Raw genomic sequence first — 18,096 nt, 5'->3', positions numbered from 1 at the left:
GAAATCTTTCCATACCTCCCGTAAAATGCTACAATAATAGTAAGTTAATAAGACGGTTAGAGATTTGGAGAGACCAAACTACATTATAGTCATTTGTCTATGATGTTGTTTGGTCTCTTTTTTGTTAGTTATCCGTCCTTTTATTAAGCCTTACATTTGACGCTAAGGGGATGTCGAAATGATGAAGTTTTCAAGTATAACAAGAGGTGCACTTCTTGAAACGATGGATAAACAGGAATACGACTTGCTCGTTATTGGTGGAGGAATTACAGGGGCTGGGATTGCGTTGGATGCTGCCCTTCGAGGGATGAAGGTTGCAGTTGTTGAGATGCAAGATTTTGCTGCAGGAACATCGAGTCGCTCAACAAAACTTGTTCATGGTGGTCTAAGGTATTTAAAACAATTTCAAGTAGCGATGGTGGCAGAGGTTGGAAAAGAACGTGCAATTGTGTATGAAAATGGACCACATGTCACAACACCTGAATGGATGCTGCTGCCAATACACCAAGGAGGAACCTTTGGTACATTCACCACCTCTGTTGCGTTACGTTTTTATGATTTTTTAGCAAGTGTCAAAAAGGGAGAACGCCGGAAAATGCTATCTACAAAGGAAGTATTACGTAAAGAGCCGTTACTTAAGAAAAAGGGGTTAAAAGGTGGAGGCTATTACGTTGAATATCGAACAGATGATGCAAGGTTAACAATTGAAGTATTAAAGGCAGCTGTTCAAAATGGAGCTCATATCGTAAATTATGCAAAAGCAGTTGATCTTTTATATAAAGATAATAAAGTGTCAGGTGCGACAGTGATGGATGTGCTAACACAAACACAATACACCATTTCCGCAAAAAATGTGGTAAATGCAGCTGGACCCTGGGTGGATGATGTACGAAACAAGGATTATACGAGAAATAACAAACAGCTTCGATTAACAAAAGGAGTTCACTTAGTACTTGATCAATCCGTTTTTCCTCTTCAACAAGCTGTTTATTTTGATACACCTGACGGACGAATGGTTTTTGCTATTCCACGTGATGGGAAAACGTATGTAGGGACAACAGATACATTTTTCGAAGAAGACACAGCCAATCCAAAAATGCTTGCAGAAGACCGAGATTATATTTTAAACAGCATAACGTATATGTTTCCGAATGTGAAATTATCAAAGGAAGATGTTGAATCAAGCTGGGCCGGAGTACGTCCATTAATTTACGAAAAAGGAAAAGATCCTTCTGAAATTTCTCGGAAGGATGAGATTTGGGAAGCCGACAGTGGACTTATAACAATTGCTGGTGGAAAATTAACTGGCTATCGAAAAATGGCTGAATCAGTTGTGGATCTTGTTTCAAAGGGAATTAGTGAATCTTCAACAGGCGTATCTTTTAAAACTTCTCAAACGAAAACATATCCAATCTCTGGTGGTAATGTTGGCGGTTCGAAGGAATTCATGGCTTTTATTAAGAAAAAACAGGCAGAGGCAGTTAAATACGGCCTCACCAAAGAAGAAGGTCATTTTTTAGCAAAGCAATACGGATCTAATGTGGATTTAGTTTTTGAGTATAGTAATAGCTATCATAGTCATGATGCAATGGGATTATCAAGGGTTGTATATGCGCAGCTTATGTACGCGATTGAGCATGAAATGGTGGTGAAGCCGGTTGATTTCTTTATTCGCCGGACTGGTGCTTTATTTTTTGATCGTAACTGGGTAATTACTTGGAAAGAAAAAGTGATACCGTTCATGGCCAAAAAATTAAATTGGACAAAAGAGCAAACGAGGAATTATCAGGTACAATTAGATCAAGAATTACAAGATGCTGTTACACCGATTGATGAAAGATAGGCAGTGAAGGGGTTAGGAGCGTGCTCTAACTCCCTTATTAAGGAGTGGATGAGTTGGGAGAAGAATATTGGTTACCTATGAAAGATGGACATGAGGTTTTTGTTACAAAATGGTGGGAAGAAACAATGAAACCAAGAGCCGTTATCCAGTTGTCACATGGAATGGCTGAGCATATTAAACGTTATGAAACATTTGCTCAATTCCTAGTTGCTAATGGAATTTATTTGGTTGGTAATGATCATCGGGGACATGGACGAACAGGAGAAAAAAGTGGAAATAGTGGTTACTTTGCAGAAAATAATGGTTTTGAGAAAGTGGTAGAAGATTTAAAGGAAGTTTATGATCATGTTCGAGAGCAGTACCCCTCTGTGCCTATATTTTTGATGGGTCATAGTATGGGATCGTTTTTAGTTAGACGTTTTCTACAACGCTTTCAAACGGATATTCACGGTGTGATCTTGTCAGGTACAGGTGGAAACTCCCCCATTTCATTATCAATTGCAAAACTCATTGCAAAGTCACAAATACAAAAGTATGGTAGCCACGCTGAGAGTCAATTGTTAAATCGATTAACAACAGGCAGTTATAATAAAAAGTTTGTAAATGCTGAAACAGAATTTGAATGGTTATCCCGTGATCCACAGCAAATAAAGAACTACATTGATGATACTTATTGTGGAAAACCTGCAACAACGAGCTTTTATTATGATCTATATGATGGACTTAAACGCATTCAGGAAGATGAAGAAGTGAAAAAGGTTCAAAAGAATATACCATTTTATCTTTTTAGCGGAGATATGGATCCTGTTGGAAACTATTCAAAAGGAGTAACAGGATTGATAAAGCAGTTGAAAAAGCATGGAATAGTTGAAATTGATTACAAAATCTATAAAGATGGTCGTCATGAAATGTTAAACGAAGTAAATCGTGATGAAGTATTTAAAGATCTTTTACAATGGCTGGAAAAACAATTGAATAAAAAGTGAAGGTAAAATGTTAGTTTGCAAAACAAACTAACATTTTTTATTTTGACAGAAACGTAAAAAAATGTAGAATTATGTCGATATAAGAAGAAAGACTCTTTTTCTTAGTAAACTGCATGTAAAATCCATCGAAAAAAGGGAGATCTATGAGTAAATTAAAGAAGTTTGAACAGGCAGCATTAAACGTCATGCAATTAATGAGTGAAACGATAACGGCTCGTTCTTTTTTTGTCGCAACTACTAGAAATAACCGATTTAAAATACTAGAAAAATTCAATCTTGAAGGCGGATGTCCAATTCCGAGCCATGTTGACGAACCAGTCGAAATGTCGTACTGCCATATTGTAGCTAACAATAGAAAACCTTTATTAGTAAAAGATGCAGAAAATAAAGAACCGTTTAAAAGCATGGCCGTAACAGATGCATTTTCAATTGGATCATATGCAGGGGTACCTATTTACATGCAAGATGGATCAGTTTTTGGAACATTATGTGCTCTAGATCCGATTCCAAACCGTCTAAGGGAAGAAGACATTTCTGTTTTGGAGATGTTTGCAAGCTTTATCAGCAACACCATTAGTCTAGAAGAGGCGTATTCAAAGCTAAAACAATATGAAGAACAGATAACATTGGAGCTTCAGTTAGCGAAGAACATTCAGACTTCCTTTTTAAGTGAAGTAATAGATGATGAACACATAAAGGTGGATTTCCTTTACACTCCTTCCTCCGATTTATCAGGTGATCTATGCCGTTGGGGGAAAGTAAAGAATGGCGTGTACACAGCAATTGTTCTGGATGTTATGGGACATGGAGTTTCATCAGCTATGATAGGAATGGCAATTACACCTATTTTAGAAACAATAGCGAATGATGTGAACTCTCCTTATGAAGTAATGTGCGAGTTAAATCGGTTAATAAAAGAGTGGTTTCAGAATAATTCCAAGGTTACCACCTTTATAACAGGTATTTATCTAGTAATTGATACGAACAACAATGTGATTAAGTATTATAATGCCGGACACCCCGCAGGAATGCTAGTCAATCATAACGGAACTTCTGAGATATTGGAGGAAGGTGGCGTACCATTAGGAATATTGGATGAGTTACCCTATGTAGAAGCGAGTGTAACCTATCAAAATCCATGTGAAATCCTCCTTTATTCGGATGGAGTACTTGATCATTTAATCGAAAAAAATGATTCAAAGCAACTTATTTTAGCATTAATGGATCGATATAAAGAGTATGTGAACAATCAAGTTTCCATCATTCCGTTGCTGAAGGACCAAGTAAGACGATTAAACACATTAAACGACGATATTTGTGCGGTATCAATTTCGGTTAAATAATGTGGGGGTATGTATGTTTACGTTAAATGTTAAAATTCCATGTGACTTAAATGAAATTGAGAAACTAGAGAAAGTAATTGGGGAGCAACTCTCACTTTATCAATCTTCTGTAAGAGACCATATCTGCTTTATTGTTCATGAACTACTAATTAATTCCTTTGAAGCAACGGTGAAAACTTTTTCTGCTCCGTCATCACTATATTCTATTAATGCACATGTTGAAATGACTCATTCAGAGTATATCATTCATATAACTGATGAATGTGGTGGCGTAAAAGGTGAAGTCTTTACTCATGAGCTAGAAGATATCCTCTTAGAAGAACGTGGACGAGGACTGCTTATGGTAAGGGAGCTAGTAGACAGTATCTCTTTTGATCAAAATGATGAAGAGGGTCTATTTACGGTTTTAGTTAAGAAAGAAAGGGGCGCCTAGAATTGGACGCAGCTAGAAATGAAACAACAGAAATAGAACAAACGAAAGAATATCAGCTATTTAGATTATCAGGAAAACTAACGTATGGAAAAACACAAGAATCGAAGGAAGCTATTCTTGAAAAAATAAATCCAGAAGCCACAAACTATGTATTTGACCTTACCGCTGTAGAAATGGTTGATAGTACGGGCATTGGGTTATTTATTACTTTCTTGAATTACATGGATTCTGATAAAACTACTTTTTTAATTATAGAAAATAGCTTTATTCGAGAGTTATTTACCATTGCAAAGCTAAATAAATTATTTATAATTTGTTCGAATTTAGAAGAAGTGCACAGAAAAGTAAAGGAGGGAAGAGAGTTATGAAATTAGGTGTAAAAGGAAAGTTAACTCTTTGGTTTTTAATTCTTTTCCTTATCGGCACGTCAATCTTGATCTTTCAATCTGTGTATACGGTAAAAAAAGAAGTGCTAGATCTTGCTGAAGAGAATTTAAATAGTGATTTAAAAGTAGCAAAAGGACTAATAGACCAACAATACCCTGGTGAATGGACAATAAAAGGTAATGAGCTATATAAAGGCGATACAAAGGTAAACGATAATGAAGAGATTGTAGATTCCATTGGTGAACTAACTAGTAATGCTGTGACAGTCTTCCAAGGAGATACAAGGGTTACGACAAATGTTAAAGATGAAGCTGGAAAGAGAGCTGTAGGAACAAAGGTTTCAGATGCTGTTGCTGCTGTGACGTTAGCCAAAGGTGAAACGTATATCGGTGAAGCTAATGTTGTTGGAAAAAATTTAGTTACAGTTTATGAACCTATTAAAAATCATGCAGGTGAAATTATTGGAATGCTATTTGTAGGTCATTCTACTGAAGCTTATGAAACAATGACTTCTAACTTTCAATTTCAACTATTGGTAGAGGGGATCGTTGCATTAATCGTTATTGCACTTATTATGTGGTGGGTGATTCATCGTCAAATTCAACCATTACAAAAAATGACTGCACTTTCTAAGCAAATTGCTGATGGTGACTTAACCGGTAATGAAATTAACACCAAACTAAACGATGAAATTGGTGAGTTATCACAATCAATTAATTTAATGAAAACGAATCTGAAGAACCTTATATCAAAGGTGATTGAAACAGCTGATCAAACAGCAGCAACTTCAGAGGAGTTATCAGCAAGTGCTGACGTAACAGGGGAAATGAGTTCTCAAATTGCTAGTACAACAACTGAAATTGCAGCAGGAGTTTCGAAGCAATCCTCTGAAGCTAATAATATATTAATTAAAATGAAAGAAACAGCAAGTCATGTTGAAGTGGGCGGTCAAATTATTGATGGAACTCTTGATTTGGCAAGGCGCTCAACAACAGAAGCTGGTCAAGGAAATACGGCAATAAATGAGGCGATTCAGCATCTTGGAAAAGTAACGAATACTGTAGAATTTGCTACAGAGTCCATCCAAAAGCTTGGGAAACGATCTGAGGAGATTGGCAGTATTATTACAGTGATTTCAGACATTTCAAATCAAACAAACTTATTAGCATTGAATGCTGCGATAGAAGCGGCAAGAGCTGGTGAAAATGGAAAAGGATTTGCTGTTGTAGCAGATGAAGTTCGTAAGCTTGCAGAGCAATCGAATACAGCTGCAAACCAAATTACAACATTAATTGAAGACATTCAATCTGAAACAAAAGTAACTGTGAATACAATGGAAACAAATCTTGTCTCTGTAAAAGAACAGGTTGGATTAATTGAAAAAGGTGGAGAATCTCTTCATAAAATCGTATTTAATGTTAAGGAAACGGAGCAAGGAGTTACAAAGGTGAAAGATATCTTCTTAGAACTAAGAAATTATACAAGCTCTGTTCTTGATTCAATTGAAAAGGTTACAGAAGTGATTGAAGCATCAGCAGCTTTATCTGAGGAAGCTGCTGCGTCCACTGAAGAGCAAAGTGCAACGATAGAGGAAGTGTCTGAAAGCGCAAGAGAGCTGGCGAAGATGGCTGAACAATTAAAACAAGAGCTTACAGTCTTTAACCTGTAAAAATGAAGCACGATACTTGAAAATAAGTATCGTGCTTTCCTACATATTGCTATTTCTGCATACTTACAAGAAATTAGGAAAAACTGTTTAAAAAATAAACAGATCTTACCAGAAAAAATAAACGATATTAGGGGATTATTTTATGAAAAAATCATTTGTTTTTACTGATCACGACCAATTTCAGCAAAGCTTGCCTGATATCGAGACATTTATTGAAAAATGTGCAAAGGCAAAAAAAACAGTGATTATTTTTTCGATTATGGAAGCAGTTAACAATGCGCTAGAGCATGGAACGAAAGAAAACAAAGCTATTCCAATAACTTTAAATTTAGAAGTGAAAGAAAAGTGTTTCTCTGTTGAATGTGACCATAAAGGAGAAGGATTTGATTATAAAAAAAAGTTAGAACTGATCGGCAATCCTGATCAGTATTTTGAAAATAATATGAGAAGTATTAGAGGCAGAGGAATAGCCATCATGAAGAAATGTTCGGATATGATAAGGTATTCCGATAACGGTCGAAAAGTTTTTTTAGCCTACCACCTGGACGAGGGGTAACAAATGAAGGAGCCTACTATTTTCGAGCAACTATTTAAAAATTACCCTGAAATCGTTTTTGTCATGGATAAAAAGGGGAGATATGTTTACGTCAATGAAAAAGCTCAAAAAATACTGAAATACCATCAAGATGATTTTACAGGTAAACATTACTCGGAGTTTCATTTTTTAACAGAGAATTCCCTTCACTTGTTAAAAGAACAATACCCAATGATGCAGGCTGGTGATATTCAGAAGGATATGATCATCACAGCCATTTCAAGTAAATCAAAAAAGCATTATTACAGCTTCTGGTTTGATACAATCATACATGATTCACAGGAATACATATGGTTTGTCCTGAAAGATGTTGGAAATCTAGTTGCCTTGAGAAATGAAAAAAAGCAGTTGAGGAAACAAAATTTTCTATTAGCGGAGGCTGTTCATCAAACAGGAGTTGGAATTGTTATAACTGACCCGAATCAGCATGATAATCCGATTATTTTTGCAAACAAATCTTTTCAGGAGATAACAGGTTATAGGAGTGAAGAAATAATCGGTCAAAACTGTCGATTTCTCCAAGGACCTGAAAGTAGTAAAAATACGATATCATCTCTAAGAGAAGCGGTTGAAAATAGAAAGGAAATTCACTGCGAAATTCTTAATTACCGTAAAGATGGCTCAACTTTTTGGAATGAACTTACGATTAGTCCAGTTCTTTCACCAAATGGGGAGCTTACTCACTTTATTGGAATACAAGTTGATATAACAAAAAGGAAAATGATGGAGCTGGATATTTCTATTGATTTAAGTTTAGCGAGAAATTTGCAGCAAATGCTCCTTAGTCACCCTTTAAAAAACAATCTAATTGAAATTGAGGGCTTTTATCATCCTTCTAATAAATTAGGAGGAGATTATTACAAATGGCATCAAATAAATGAGGATCAATATGTCGTGACGATAATGGATGTAATGGGACATGGAATAGCGCCGTCTCTTATTACCATGCTTATTAACGCAGAAATAAACTTTCTCCTTGAGCAGCAGATTATAGATCCTAAAGAGGTCTTAGTGAAGTTGAATGATCATCAAATCAGTTTATTTTTAGAAAAAAATGAAGAAATTGGAAAATTTTACTTTACATGTATCTACCTCTTGATAGATACTAAAAAAAGAAGGATTGATTATATAAATGCAGGTCATCCCGATTTTTATTTGAAAAATGGATATACTGTGAAAATGTTTGACTCTACTTCTATTCCAGTAGGCATTCTAAAGAATTATGATTTTAGGATGGGCACCATCTATTATCAACCGAATAGTGAACTTTTTTTACATACTGATGGAATGAATGAAATTCTAACGGAGAATGGAAACGTTTTTTCCGCTGAGTTTATTGAACGTAAGAATTTAGATAAAATAAATAAACGCCTAATGTTAACGGAACATGAAGATGATGTTTGCTTTATTTATGTAAAATTATCATAAGGAAGGTTGTTATGGACACATTTTATATTGAACATTCAGAATTGAATTTCAGAAATAATCAAAAGATATTAACTGATCTGCTCGATACATTGAATAAGAGTACTCAAGGTTTGCTAATTGATTTAGAAAGTGTTGACTATGTAGACAGTATTGGTATTTCAATTTTTGTTTCCGTTTACGAAGTGGCAAATGCACAGAAAAAGAAAATGGAACTTTTAAATGCAAATGATAAAGTTCAAAAACTGTTACACATCACAAAACTAAATACACTTTTTAACATAAAGTAATCATAAAAAATTGCGTCCGAATTTTCGGACGCAATTTTTTTGATGAAAATCCGCAAATTTCTACAATAACTCAACCTTATTATTGAGCCATTCCTAGGAATGATGTACTATATAATAAGAAAATAGTCTTAGATATAATTCAAGTATACGAGTTAATAGAATTAAAAAATAATAGTGAGACCAACAACCAATAAACAGGAGGTGTTTTTATTGAGTGCGACTGTATCAACAACATTAGAAGATTTTCAGGAAGGAATACTCGACTCGATTAAACAGATAGTTCCTATTCCATATGAAGGTGTCTCAGTACCTATCGTGCAAAAAGAATTATCCTTACAGTATGGAGTACTTGTTGGGGTAACAGGTGCTGTTAAGGGGAAAATTTTGTATAAAGCAGATGCTGATGTTTTTGGCTCAATTGGAGAATTAATGTTTGGAATGGCACTAGAGGGAGAAATGTTAAAATCTTTTTCCGGTGAACTAGGAAATATGCTATCTGGCGGACTCTGTACGCATATCTTTTCAAAAGGTGTGACCATCGATATTACTGCTCCAACCATTATGGAAGGAAATTCAACACTTTCTGGATTTAGAGAAGCAATAGAAGTAGAGGTAACATTTCAAAATGGCAACAAATTAGCAGTTGGCTTAATGATAGACTAAGGCTGCTTAAAGGAAGGGGCAAGACAAATGGCAAGAATACTAGTAACAGATGATGCAGCATTTATGAGAATGCAGCTAAAAGATATGATCACAAAAGCAGGACATGAAGTAGTTGGTGAAGCAGAGAACGGGGAAGTGGCGGTACAAAAATATAAAGATCTAAAGCCGGACTTAGTGACTATGGATATTACAATGCCTGTTATGGATGGAGTCCAAGCTGTTCGTGAAATTAAAGCTTTTGACCCAAACGCAACAGTTATTATGTGCTCTGCAATGGGGCAGCAGCAAATGGTTGTTGAGGCAATTCAAGCAGGAGCGAAAGATTTCTTAGTGAAGCCATTTTCTCCGGACCGAATTACAGAAGCACTTCAAAAGTTTTGTTCTTAATTTAGAGACGTCGAAAAAGCCACACCCTTTTGGGTCTGGCTTTTTTTGTTAGAAAAGAATAATATGATTTTGATGTTTTTCATAACCTTCCTAAATTTAAGGACTAGTCTCCAACGTATAATTCTCCATCACATATGGCGTAAAAATAAGTTTTAGATAGATACTCCTATAAAAAAACAGGAAACCGTTCCTATAAAATGAAAGAGTGAAACTTTACAACTATTTTTATGATTCTTTAATAGGTCTCAAATCCTATATAAGTGTGTCGACTTTTGTTGAAAAATAGGAACCCACTCCAATACTCATAATCTGAACAATACATCACAATAAAGCTATCAAATAAATAACAAGGAGGCGATCAATTTGGCGGTTGCTTCTGATATAGGCAAAGTTCAATTTGTCGTATTTTCTGTAAATCAACAACTTTATTCATTATCCATAGAAGAAGTGGTTGAAATTCTGCGAGTTCCAACCATTACAAGCATACCTGGAATTAATGAAATGATTGAAGGAGTTATTAACCTACGCGGAAGCATTATTCCAGTTGTTAGTATGCATAAGCGTTTTGAATTACCAATTTCAGAAAGAAACAAAAAAAATCGAATCGTTATTGTCCAAGGCACAAATGAGAACATTGGGTTAATGGTGGATGAAGTAAGAATGGTCACAAAATTTGAAGAGGAAAACGTAGAACCCCCACCGGGTTTGAAAGTAGATGAAGAGATCTTTACTGGCTTTGCAAAGCTCAATGATCAAGTGATTGGGATTCTTCATTTAGAGAAAGTTCTATATGAGCAATTATAGAACGTTATAAGGAGGTCAATATGACTGATTTTGACTTATCTGCCTATCTGGGAGTATTCCTCGATGAGGTAGATGAACAATTACAAATACTAGATTCAGAGATATTGGTGCTAGAACAGCACCCTGAAAAAATTGAAACCATTCAGAATATATTTCGAGCCGCTCATACACTTAAGGGATCATCGGCATCAATGGGCTTTGAGCAAATGAAAGAATTTACTCATTATCTAGAAAATGTTTTTGATCAGGTTCGAAACCAAAAGCTAGCTGTTACACCTAAACTAGTTAATGTTATTTTTGAAAGCATCGATTTTATCAAAATTTTAAAAGATGGGATTTTAAATGGAAATCTCGAGGAAATTAATATTCAACCTTTTGTTGATAAGTTGAATGAATTTCATTCCCATGAAATGAAAGATGAAGAAATACCAAATGCTAAATCTACAAAAGATCAAATCACAACTGAGTTAGATGATTACACCAAAAATGTAGTGATCAGTGGACTAGCCTTTGGCCATAATGCGCTGGAGGTCTCGATTAAGCTTTCTAATGAAGCGTTGATGAAAAATGTAAGAGCACTTTTAATTCATAATAACTTAAAAGAAGCAGGGGAAATTGTTGCTGCTTTTCCTTCCATTGACGAGATGGAGAAGTCTGAAGGCTTTGAAGGAGAAATGGCTTTCATCCTTCTCACCATGCGAACAAAACAAGAAATTCTTGAAATTATTAATCAAATATCGGATATAAAGTTTGTGAACATCAATCAAATAACAGAAGAAAATATGAATTCACATCAAAAAGAGCTGGCTGTTCCGAGTCCACAAGCCCAATTAGAACAAGTGCAAGATGATAAGCCTGTAGGAAGTCCAAAGGCAAAAATTAATCCAACCGTTCGAGTAGATGTGGATAAACTTGAACACTTAATGAATTTAGTAGGCGAATTAGTGATTGACCAAACAAGGTTAGTTGATGTTCGTGGTCGATTGGCAGATCGTGATACACGTCAAGAAGACGATATGGAAATACTTGACGAGGTAACAAATCATTTAAGTCGTGTGATCACTGAACTTCAAGAAGGCATGATGAAAACAAGAATGCTACCAATTGAACAACTTTTCAATCGATTCCCTCGTATGGTGAGGGACACAACGCAAAAAGCAAATAAAGAAATTGACTTTGTTATGACTGGAAAAGAAACAGAGCTTGATCGAACATTAATTGAAGAAATTAGCGATCCAATCATTCATTTGCTTCGGAATTCAATTGACCATGGAATTGAACCACCTGACGAACGTGAACGCTTAGGTAAATCAAGAAAAGGTAAGATTGAACTTCGTGCTGCACATGAAGAAAATCATATTGTTATTTCAATACGTGATGATGGAAAAGGGATTGACCCAGATAAAATCAAACAAACAGCGATTAATAAGGGAACAATTTCTGAAGATGAGGCAGCGAAATTAGATGATAAAGAGGCTATGTTCTTAATCTTTAAATCAGGTATTTCAACAGCTGAGAAAATTACAGACATTTCTGGTCGTGGTGTTGGAATGGATATCGTTCGTGCACATATTGAAAAGCTAAATGGCTTAATTGATATTGATTCAACTGTTGGAGTCGGTACAACTTTTACGATTAAGCTTCCACTTACTCTAGCTATCATTAGTTCTTTATTAGTCAAGTTTGGACAAAAAACATTTGCGATTCCACTGGTGAATGTTCTTGAAATCATTCGATTAAATAAAGAAGATATTCAAACAATTAAAGAAAAAGAAGTTGGCCTTGTGAGAGGAAGGGTCCTGCCACTTGTGAGAATGAAGGAAAAACTAGGGTTGGATACATCTGAAGAGGCGACGGAAGAAAAGAAACGTGAATTTGTCATTGTTGTAGGAATTGCAGACAAACGTATTGGCATTGTAGCTGATAAAACAATTGGTAATCAAGAAATTGTCATTAAATCACTTGGCCCTTATATTGGATCACCACCATATATAGCTGGTGCAACGATCATGGGTGATGGAAGTGTTGCACTCATTTTAGATGTTTCCTCAGTCGTACGTGAACAAGGTACACAAGATACGGAAACAGCTACAGATAATAAACGAAAAGAACTTGAAGATGAACGTCAATTTGTCACCTTTAAGCTAGATACAGAAGAATATGGAATTGACATCCAACGTGCTAAAGATATTGTCTCCGTTCCTGCTATGACAAAAGTCGTCAATGCACCTAAGGATTTGTTGGGAATCATTAACTTAAGAGGAAATATGCTTCCTGTTATTGACTTAAGGAGAAGATTTAATCTGCAAGAACAGTCACAAACAAAGAAATCAAGAATCATTGTTGTTGAAAATAACCAGCAGGATGTTGGTTTCCTTGTAGATGAAGTCACACAAGTATTAAAAACAACAAATAGTCTTATTGAACAACCACCGTCAGGTAGCCAATATAATCATTCAAATCTTATTAAAGGGATAAGCAAGCTAGATGATAGAGTTGTAATTATTCTTGAATTTAATGAGATCTTACAATCAATTAATCTGCAAGATCTTTCAGCAGAGCTAGTATCACAACCATAAATCATGAAAAGAAAGCATCTATAAAACGACTAGGAGGCCTTTGGCTATGAGTTTCTTTAGAAAAACAAAAGTACCTATGGAGCAACTTACGAGAGTAACTTCAAATTTAGAACAAGATATTAATCAACTAAATGATGTGATGACACAAATTTCAACTGGAAATGATCAACAGGCAGCATCTTTAAATCAAACAGGGAACATGATGTCGACGATTTCTAGATCAATTAATGGTGTTGTTTCAAATGCAGAAAACTTAAGAAAGTCTACGGCAAAATCTTTTTCTTCATTAGAAGGTATTCTTAATTCAATAAAAGGATTGGATTTAAATGTAACAAACAGCTCAAAATCACTAAATGAAATTACCGCTGCAATGGAAGAAATGGCTAGCCAAATTACTGCAGTTGCACAAAATGCAAATGTACTAACAGGATCTGCAAAAGATGCATCACACTCTATCCAGGAAATTGCTGCATCAGTTGAACAAGTATCAGGAAATTCAGTTGAAACATCAAAATCTATTCAGAATGTTTCAGCATCAATGGAACAAATGAGCAAATCGATTGTCGGAGTTGCAACAAATGCGGAAAGTTTAACAGATTCCGCGAAAAGTACGAGTGAGGCTATTCAAGAATTAGCAGCATCTATACAACAAGTATCAGGAAACTCTGAGAAAACAGCAGCTTCTGTAGAACAAATTTCCGTTTCAATCGAGCAAATGGGAAAATCAATTAAAGGTGTTGAAGCAAACGCAGAAAGCTTAACCTTGTCAGCTACAGATACGACTGCATCAATACAAGAACTTGCAGCATCGATACAACAAGTTGCTGGGAATGCAGGCAGTACATCGAATTCTGTTGAGGAAGTATCTGCAGCAATAGAAGAGATGGCTGTTTCAATTGAGCAAGTAGCGAATAATGCGGTTAGTTTAACAGACTCAGCTAAACAAACAAATGATGGAATCCAAGAAATGGCTGCATCCAATTTACAGATGTCAAAAAACGCAGAAAGTACTTCAGCATCAGTTGAAGAAGTGTCCGCTGCAATTGAAGAAATGGGTAGTCAAATTAAAGGAGTTACTCAAAATGCTGAAGTATTAGCGGCTTCAGTTGAATCTACAAGTGCGTCTATTCAAGAATTGGCAGCATCTGTTCAACAAGTATCAGGAAATTCACAAAGTGCAGCAAGTTCTGTTGAGCAAGTTTCTGTTTCGATTGAGCAAATCGGTGATTCGGTAAAAGGTGTGGCAGCAAATGCTGTTAGCTTAACAAATTCAGCAAAAGAAACAAATGATGCGATCCAAGAGATGGCAGCATCCATCGAACAAGTAGCTGGTAACTCAAGAAGTACAGCAATGGCTGTTGAGGAAGTATCTGCAGCTATTGAAGAAATGGGTAGTCAAATACAAGGCGTTTCAGTAAATGCAGAAAGCCTGAATAAATCATCTGAGGAATCAGCAGCTTCTATCCAAGAACTTGCAGCATCTATACAACAGGTAGCTGGAAATGCACAAAGTACAGCAAGCTCTGTTGAACAAGTTTCTGCCTCTATTGAGCAAATGGGTAAATCAATCAAAGGCGTTTCAGTAAATGCAGAAAGTCTAACAGTTTCGGCAAAAGAAACAAATCAGTCTATTCAAGAAATGGCTGCATCTATTGAACAAGTGGCAGCAAATGCTGAAAATGTTAATTCACTAACAGCAAACGTGGCACATGAAGCGCAAAATGGTCGTGAAGCCGTTTTACAATCTGTTGATGGGATGAAAGAAATTGGAATAGTTGTTAAACAAGCATCCACGGTTATGCAAAGTCTAGGAAAAAGCTCAGATGAAATTGGTAGTATTATTGAAGTGATTGATGATATTGCAGAGCAAACAAATCTACTTGCCTTAAATGCTGCGATAGAAGCAGCTAGAGCTGGAGAGCATGGAAAAGGGTTCAGTGTTGTAGCAGATGAAGTTCGTAAGCTGGCTGAAAGAACAGCATCTGCAACAAAGGAGATTGCTAGTTTAATTAAAGGGATTCAAGGTGAAACTTCTGATGCCATTAAGGCAATTGAGATTGGTGAAGAAAAAGTTGAACAAGGCTATAAGTTATCAGACAGTGCTAGTGATGCAATTATTCGAATTGTAGATGGTGTTGAAAATATTACAACAGAAATTTCTCAAATTACCACTGCAACTACTCAGCAAGCTGTACAAGCTCAGGATATCGTGAAATCTGTTGAAAATGTAACAACACAAGCAGATTTAGTAACAAAAGCAACGGTTGAACAAACAGCTGGAGTGGAAGAAATTATTACGGGTGTTCTGAATGCAAGAAACCAAGTAAGACAAATTACAGATGCAACATTAGAACAAGCGAAGCAATCTCAACATATTGTTGGTTCAATAGAAAGTATGACAAATCAAGTCGAGCAAGTTACACAAGCAGTAAAAGAACAAGCAGCAGGAGTAACTGAAATTATTAACAGTGTTGTTAACGCGCGTGAGCAAGTAAAACAAATCACAACAGCAACAGAGGAGCAAGCACAGCAGTCTCAAGACATTGTAGAATCGGTTGCGAATGTAACAAAGCAGGCAGAGCTTGTGACAAATTCAACGAATGAGCAAGCTATTGCTGTTGATGAAGTAATAGAGGGTGTTCGTAACTCAAGAGAGCAAGTGAGACAAATTACAGTTGCAACAGAGGAACAAGCGAAACAATCTCAAATGATTATTACTGAAGTTAGCAGTATGGTTGAGCAAACAAGACAAGTAACAGATTCGATGAAGGAACAAGCTGCTGGTGTAGAAGATATTATTAAAAGTGTAATCAATGCCCGTGAGCAAGTGAAGCAGATTACTACAGCTACTGTAGAACAAACAAAGCAATCTGAACAAATGGTAAAGGCTATGGAAAATGTTACAAATCAAGCTGAACAAGTTACGACAGCAATGATTGAGCAAAAAGCTGGTGTAACAGAGATCATTAGAGGTGTAACGAATGCACGTGAGCAAGTGAGACAAATCACTACAGCAACTGACGAGCAAGCGAAAAAAGCACAAGAAGTTGTAAATGCAGTAGAATCTATTACGAACCAAGCAAGTCAAGTAACAGAATCAGTAAAAGAACAAGTAACAGGTGTAGAAGAAATTATCTCAGGTGTTGTTGAAGCGCGTGAACAAGTAAGACAAGTAACAGTTGCAACGGTTGAACAAGCAAAACAAGCGGAAAGTGTTGTGCAGTCTGCTCTATCTATGACAAATCAAGCAGAAATGGTTACAAATGCTACGATTGAACAAGCGGGTGGAGCAGAAGAAATTACAAATGATATTCGAGCTGCAAAAGAGCAAATGCTCCAAATTACTTCAGCAATTGAAGAACAAACAAAACAAACGAGATCAATGGTTTCCATTACAAGTGATGTAACAAATCAAGCTGAACTTGTGACACAATCAACATCAGAGCAAACTGAACTGATTAAAGACATCACGAAGAGTATTGCTAATATTGCTGATCAAATGACGATTGTTACGACAGAAACAAAAGGATTAACCACAGAAAGTGATGATGTTGTAAAACTGATTCAAGCTGTTAAAGATCAATCTGAAGAAATAACAGAAGCAACAAAACTGCAATTAAATGAAATTCTTGAGCTAGAAAAAGTAATGAATGAAACAAGTGCTATGTTTAAGCAAAGTGCGAAAGATATTGATGGAGTAACTAGACTATCATCAACAATCAAGGATACGAACAAAGACATCCAACGTACACTTCAGTCAGTAAACTAATAGTAGGATAAGGGTCAGACCTTACAGTGAATATAATCTATCACACTGTTTAAAAGTGTCTGACCCTTAAATATATTTATGAATTAATTTATTAGGAAAAAGGAGATACGCAATATGGAAAATTTTGCGCTAAAGCAATTAGCTCAATTAGTTTATGAGTATTGTGGATTAAATTACTTGAATAATATTTCTTCTTTAGAAGCAAAAATTTCAAAACGTCTGGAACAATTAAGTGTAACATTATGGAGTTATATGCGTCTTTTAGAGGAAAACCCAAAAGAGTGGGATATTCTTGTAGAACTTTTAACAATTAATGAAACTTATTTTTATCGTGAAGATAAACAACTTCATGTTTTCCAAAATAAAGTAATACCAATACTGAAAAAAGAAAGAGTACTTGAACAACCAATAAAAATTTGGAGTGCTGCCTGCTCAACAGGGGAAGAACCGTATTCTCTTGCAATGATGTTAAATGATCTCGGTGTAACACTTGAGGACAAGGTAACGATCACTGCAACAGATATAAATAAAAAGGTTCTACAAACAGCAACTAACGGAATGTACCATAAAAAATCGCTATCTTTTAGACGTATTCCGCAGAAATGGCTTGACACATATTTTGAAGAAACTGAAAATCATTATAGTGTGAAAAAAGACATACAAGATATGATCACTTTTAAATACTTAAATTTACTTGATGAAGAAAATATGAGAAATGAAGGTTTGTATGATGTTATATTTTGCCGGAACGTTTTAATTTATTTTGATGCTGAAACGGTTAAAAAGGTGGCAACCTCATTTTATCACTCACTTAAAAAAGGTGGATATCTCTTTCTAGGTCATGCAGAAAACATATCTACAATGGGGATAGGTTTTGAGACGATCAGTACAGATGGGACCTTCTACTATCGAAAGGGGTAACA

Annotated in this window: 15 protein-coding genes; all 15 read left to right on the top strand. The window is 35.7% G+C overall.

The genetic code is table 11. The features are described from left to right. Nucleotides 1–181 precede the first annotated feature (181 nt). Entirely contained in the window at nucleotides 182–1,843 is a 1,662-nt protein-coding gene (locus tag MVE64_RS09370) for a glycerol-3-phosphate dehydrogenase/oxidase (RefSeq protein WP_247347011.1), read from the top strand. 53 nt (nucleotides 1,844–1,896) lie between these two features. Beyond that, nucleotides 1,897–2,829 (top strand): alpha/beta hydrolase, encoded by a 933-nt coding sequence (locus MVE64_RS09365; protein ID WP_247345848.1) that lies wholly within the window; start codon nucleotides 1,897–1,899, stop codon nucleotides 2,827–2,829. A gap of 143 nt (nucleotides 2,830–2,972) precedes the next feature. Next, nucleotides 2,973–4,172 carry a GAF domain-containing SpoIIE family protein phosphatase gene (locus MVE64_RS09360; protein ID WP_247345847.1) on the top strand — a complete coding sequence of 400 codons (1,200 nt, stop codon included), beginning with the start codon at nucleotides 2,973–2,975 and terminating at the stop codon, nucleotides 4,170–4,172. Nucleotides 4,173–4,185: 13 nt separating this feature from the next. Further along, nucleotides 4,186–4,605, top strand: coding sequence for an ATP-binding protein (locus MVE64_RS09355; RefSeq protein WP_247345844.1), 420 nt, complete (start codon nucleotides 4,186–4,188; stop codon nucleotides 4,603–4,605). Nucleotides 4,606–4,607: 2 nt separating this feature from the next. Continuing rightward, nucleotides 4,608–4,973, top strand: coding sequence for an STAS domain-containing protein (locus tag MVE64_RS09350; RefSeq protein WP_247345841.1), 366 nt, complete (start codon nucleotides 4,608–4,610; stop codon nucleotides 4,971–4,973). Beyond that, nucleotides 4,970–6,661, top strand: coding sequence for a methyl-accepting chemotaxis protein (locus MVE64_RS09345; protein ID WP_247345838.1), 1,692 nt, complete (start codon nucleotides 4,970–4,972; stop codon nucleotides 6,659–6,661). Before MVE64_RS09350 ends, MVE64_RS09345 begins: the two co-directional genes overlap by 4 nt. Nucleotides 6,662–6,803: 142 nt before the next feature. Next, complete coding sequence (locus tag MVE64_RS09340) at nucleotides 6,804–7,217, top strand: ATP-binding protein (RefSeq protein ID WP_247345836.1); 414 nt, start codon at nucleotides 6,804–6,806, stop codon at nucleotides 7,215–7,217. A 3-nt stretch (nucleotides 7,218–7,220) separates the two neighbouring features. Continuing rightward, nucleotides 7,221–8,684: a PAS domain-containing protein gene (locus MVE64_RS09335; protein ID WP_247345833.1), complete on the top strand. Its 1,464-nt coding sequence runs from the start codon at nucleotides 7,221–7,223 to the stop codon at nucleotides 8,682–8,684. Between the two features lie 11 nt (nucleotides 8,685–8,695). After that, complete coding sequence (locus MVE64_RS09330) at nucleotides 8,696–8,971, top strand: STAS domain-containing protein (protein WP_247345831.1); 276 nt, start codon at nucleotides 8,696–8,698, stop codon at nucleotides 8,969–8,971. A 210-nt stretch (nucleotides 8,972–9,181) separates the two neighbouring features. Further along, nucleotides 9,182–9,634, top strand: coding sequence for a chemotaxis protein CheX (locus MVE64_RS09325; protein ID WP_247345828.1), 453 nt, complete (start codon nucleotides 9,182–9,184; stop codon nucleotides 9,632–9,634). A gap of 27 nt (nucleotides 9,635–9,661) precedes the next feature. Further along, nucleotides 9,662–10,021, top strand: coding sequence for a response regulator (locus MVE64_RS09320; RefSeq protein ID WP_098799710.1), 360 nt, complete (start codon nucleotides 9,662–9,664; stop codon nucleotides 10,019–10,021). A gap of 363 nt (nucleotides 10,022–10,384) precedes the next feature. Continuing rightward, nucleotides 10,385–10,825, top strand: coding sequence for a chemotaxis protein CheW (locus tag MVE64_RS09315; protein WP_247345825.1), 441 nt, complete (start codon nucleotides 10,385–10,387; stop codon nucleotides 10,823–10,825). A 20-nt stretch (nucleotides 10,826–10,845) separates the two neighbouring features. Continuing rightward, the gene (locus MVE64_RS09310; protein ID WP_247345823.1) at nucleotides 10,846–13,404 is read left to right on the top strand and encodes a chemotaxis protein CheW; all 2,559 of its coding nucleotides are present in this window, start codon (nucleotides 10,846–10,848) and stop codon (nucleotides 13,402–13,404) included. Between the two features lie 46 nt (nucleotides 13,405–13,450). After that, on the top strand, nucleotides 13,451–17,173 hold the full coding sequence (locus MVE64_RS09305) for a methyl-accepting chemotaxis protein (RefSeq protein WP_247345820.1): 3,723 nt from the start codon (nucleotides 13,451–13,453) through the stop codon (nucleotides 17,171–17,173). Nucleotides 17,174–17,287: 114 nt separating this feature from the next. Then, nucleotides 17,288–18,094 carry a CheR family methyltransferase gene (locus MVE64_RS09300; RefSeq protein ID WP_247345817.1) on the top strand — a complete coding sequence of 269 codons (807 nt, stop codon included), beginning with the start codon at nucleotides 17,288–17,290 and terminating at the stop codon, nucleotides 18,092–18,094. Nucleotides 18,095–18,096 lie beyond the last annotated feature (2 nt).

Source organism: Metabacillus endolithicus, assembly GCF_023078335.1.
Taxonomy (GTDB): Bacteria; Bacillota; Bacilli; order Bacillales; family Bacillaceae; genus Metabacillus; species Metabacillus endolithicus.
The sequence above is the reverse complement of the archived record's forward strand: the minus strand, read 5'-3'. Positions and strand labels throughout refer to the sequence as shown.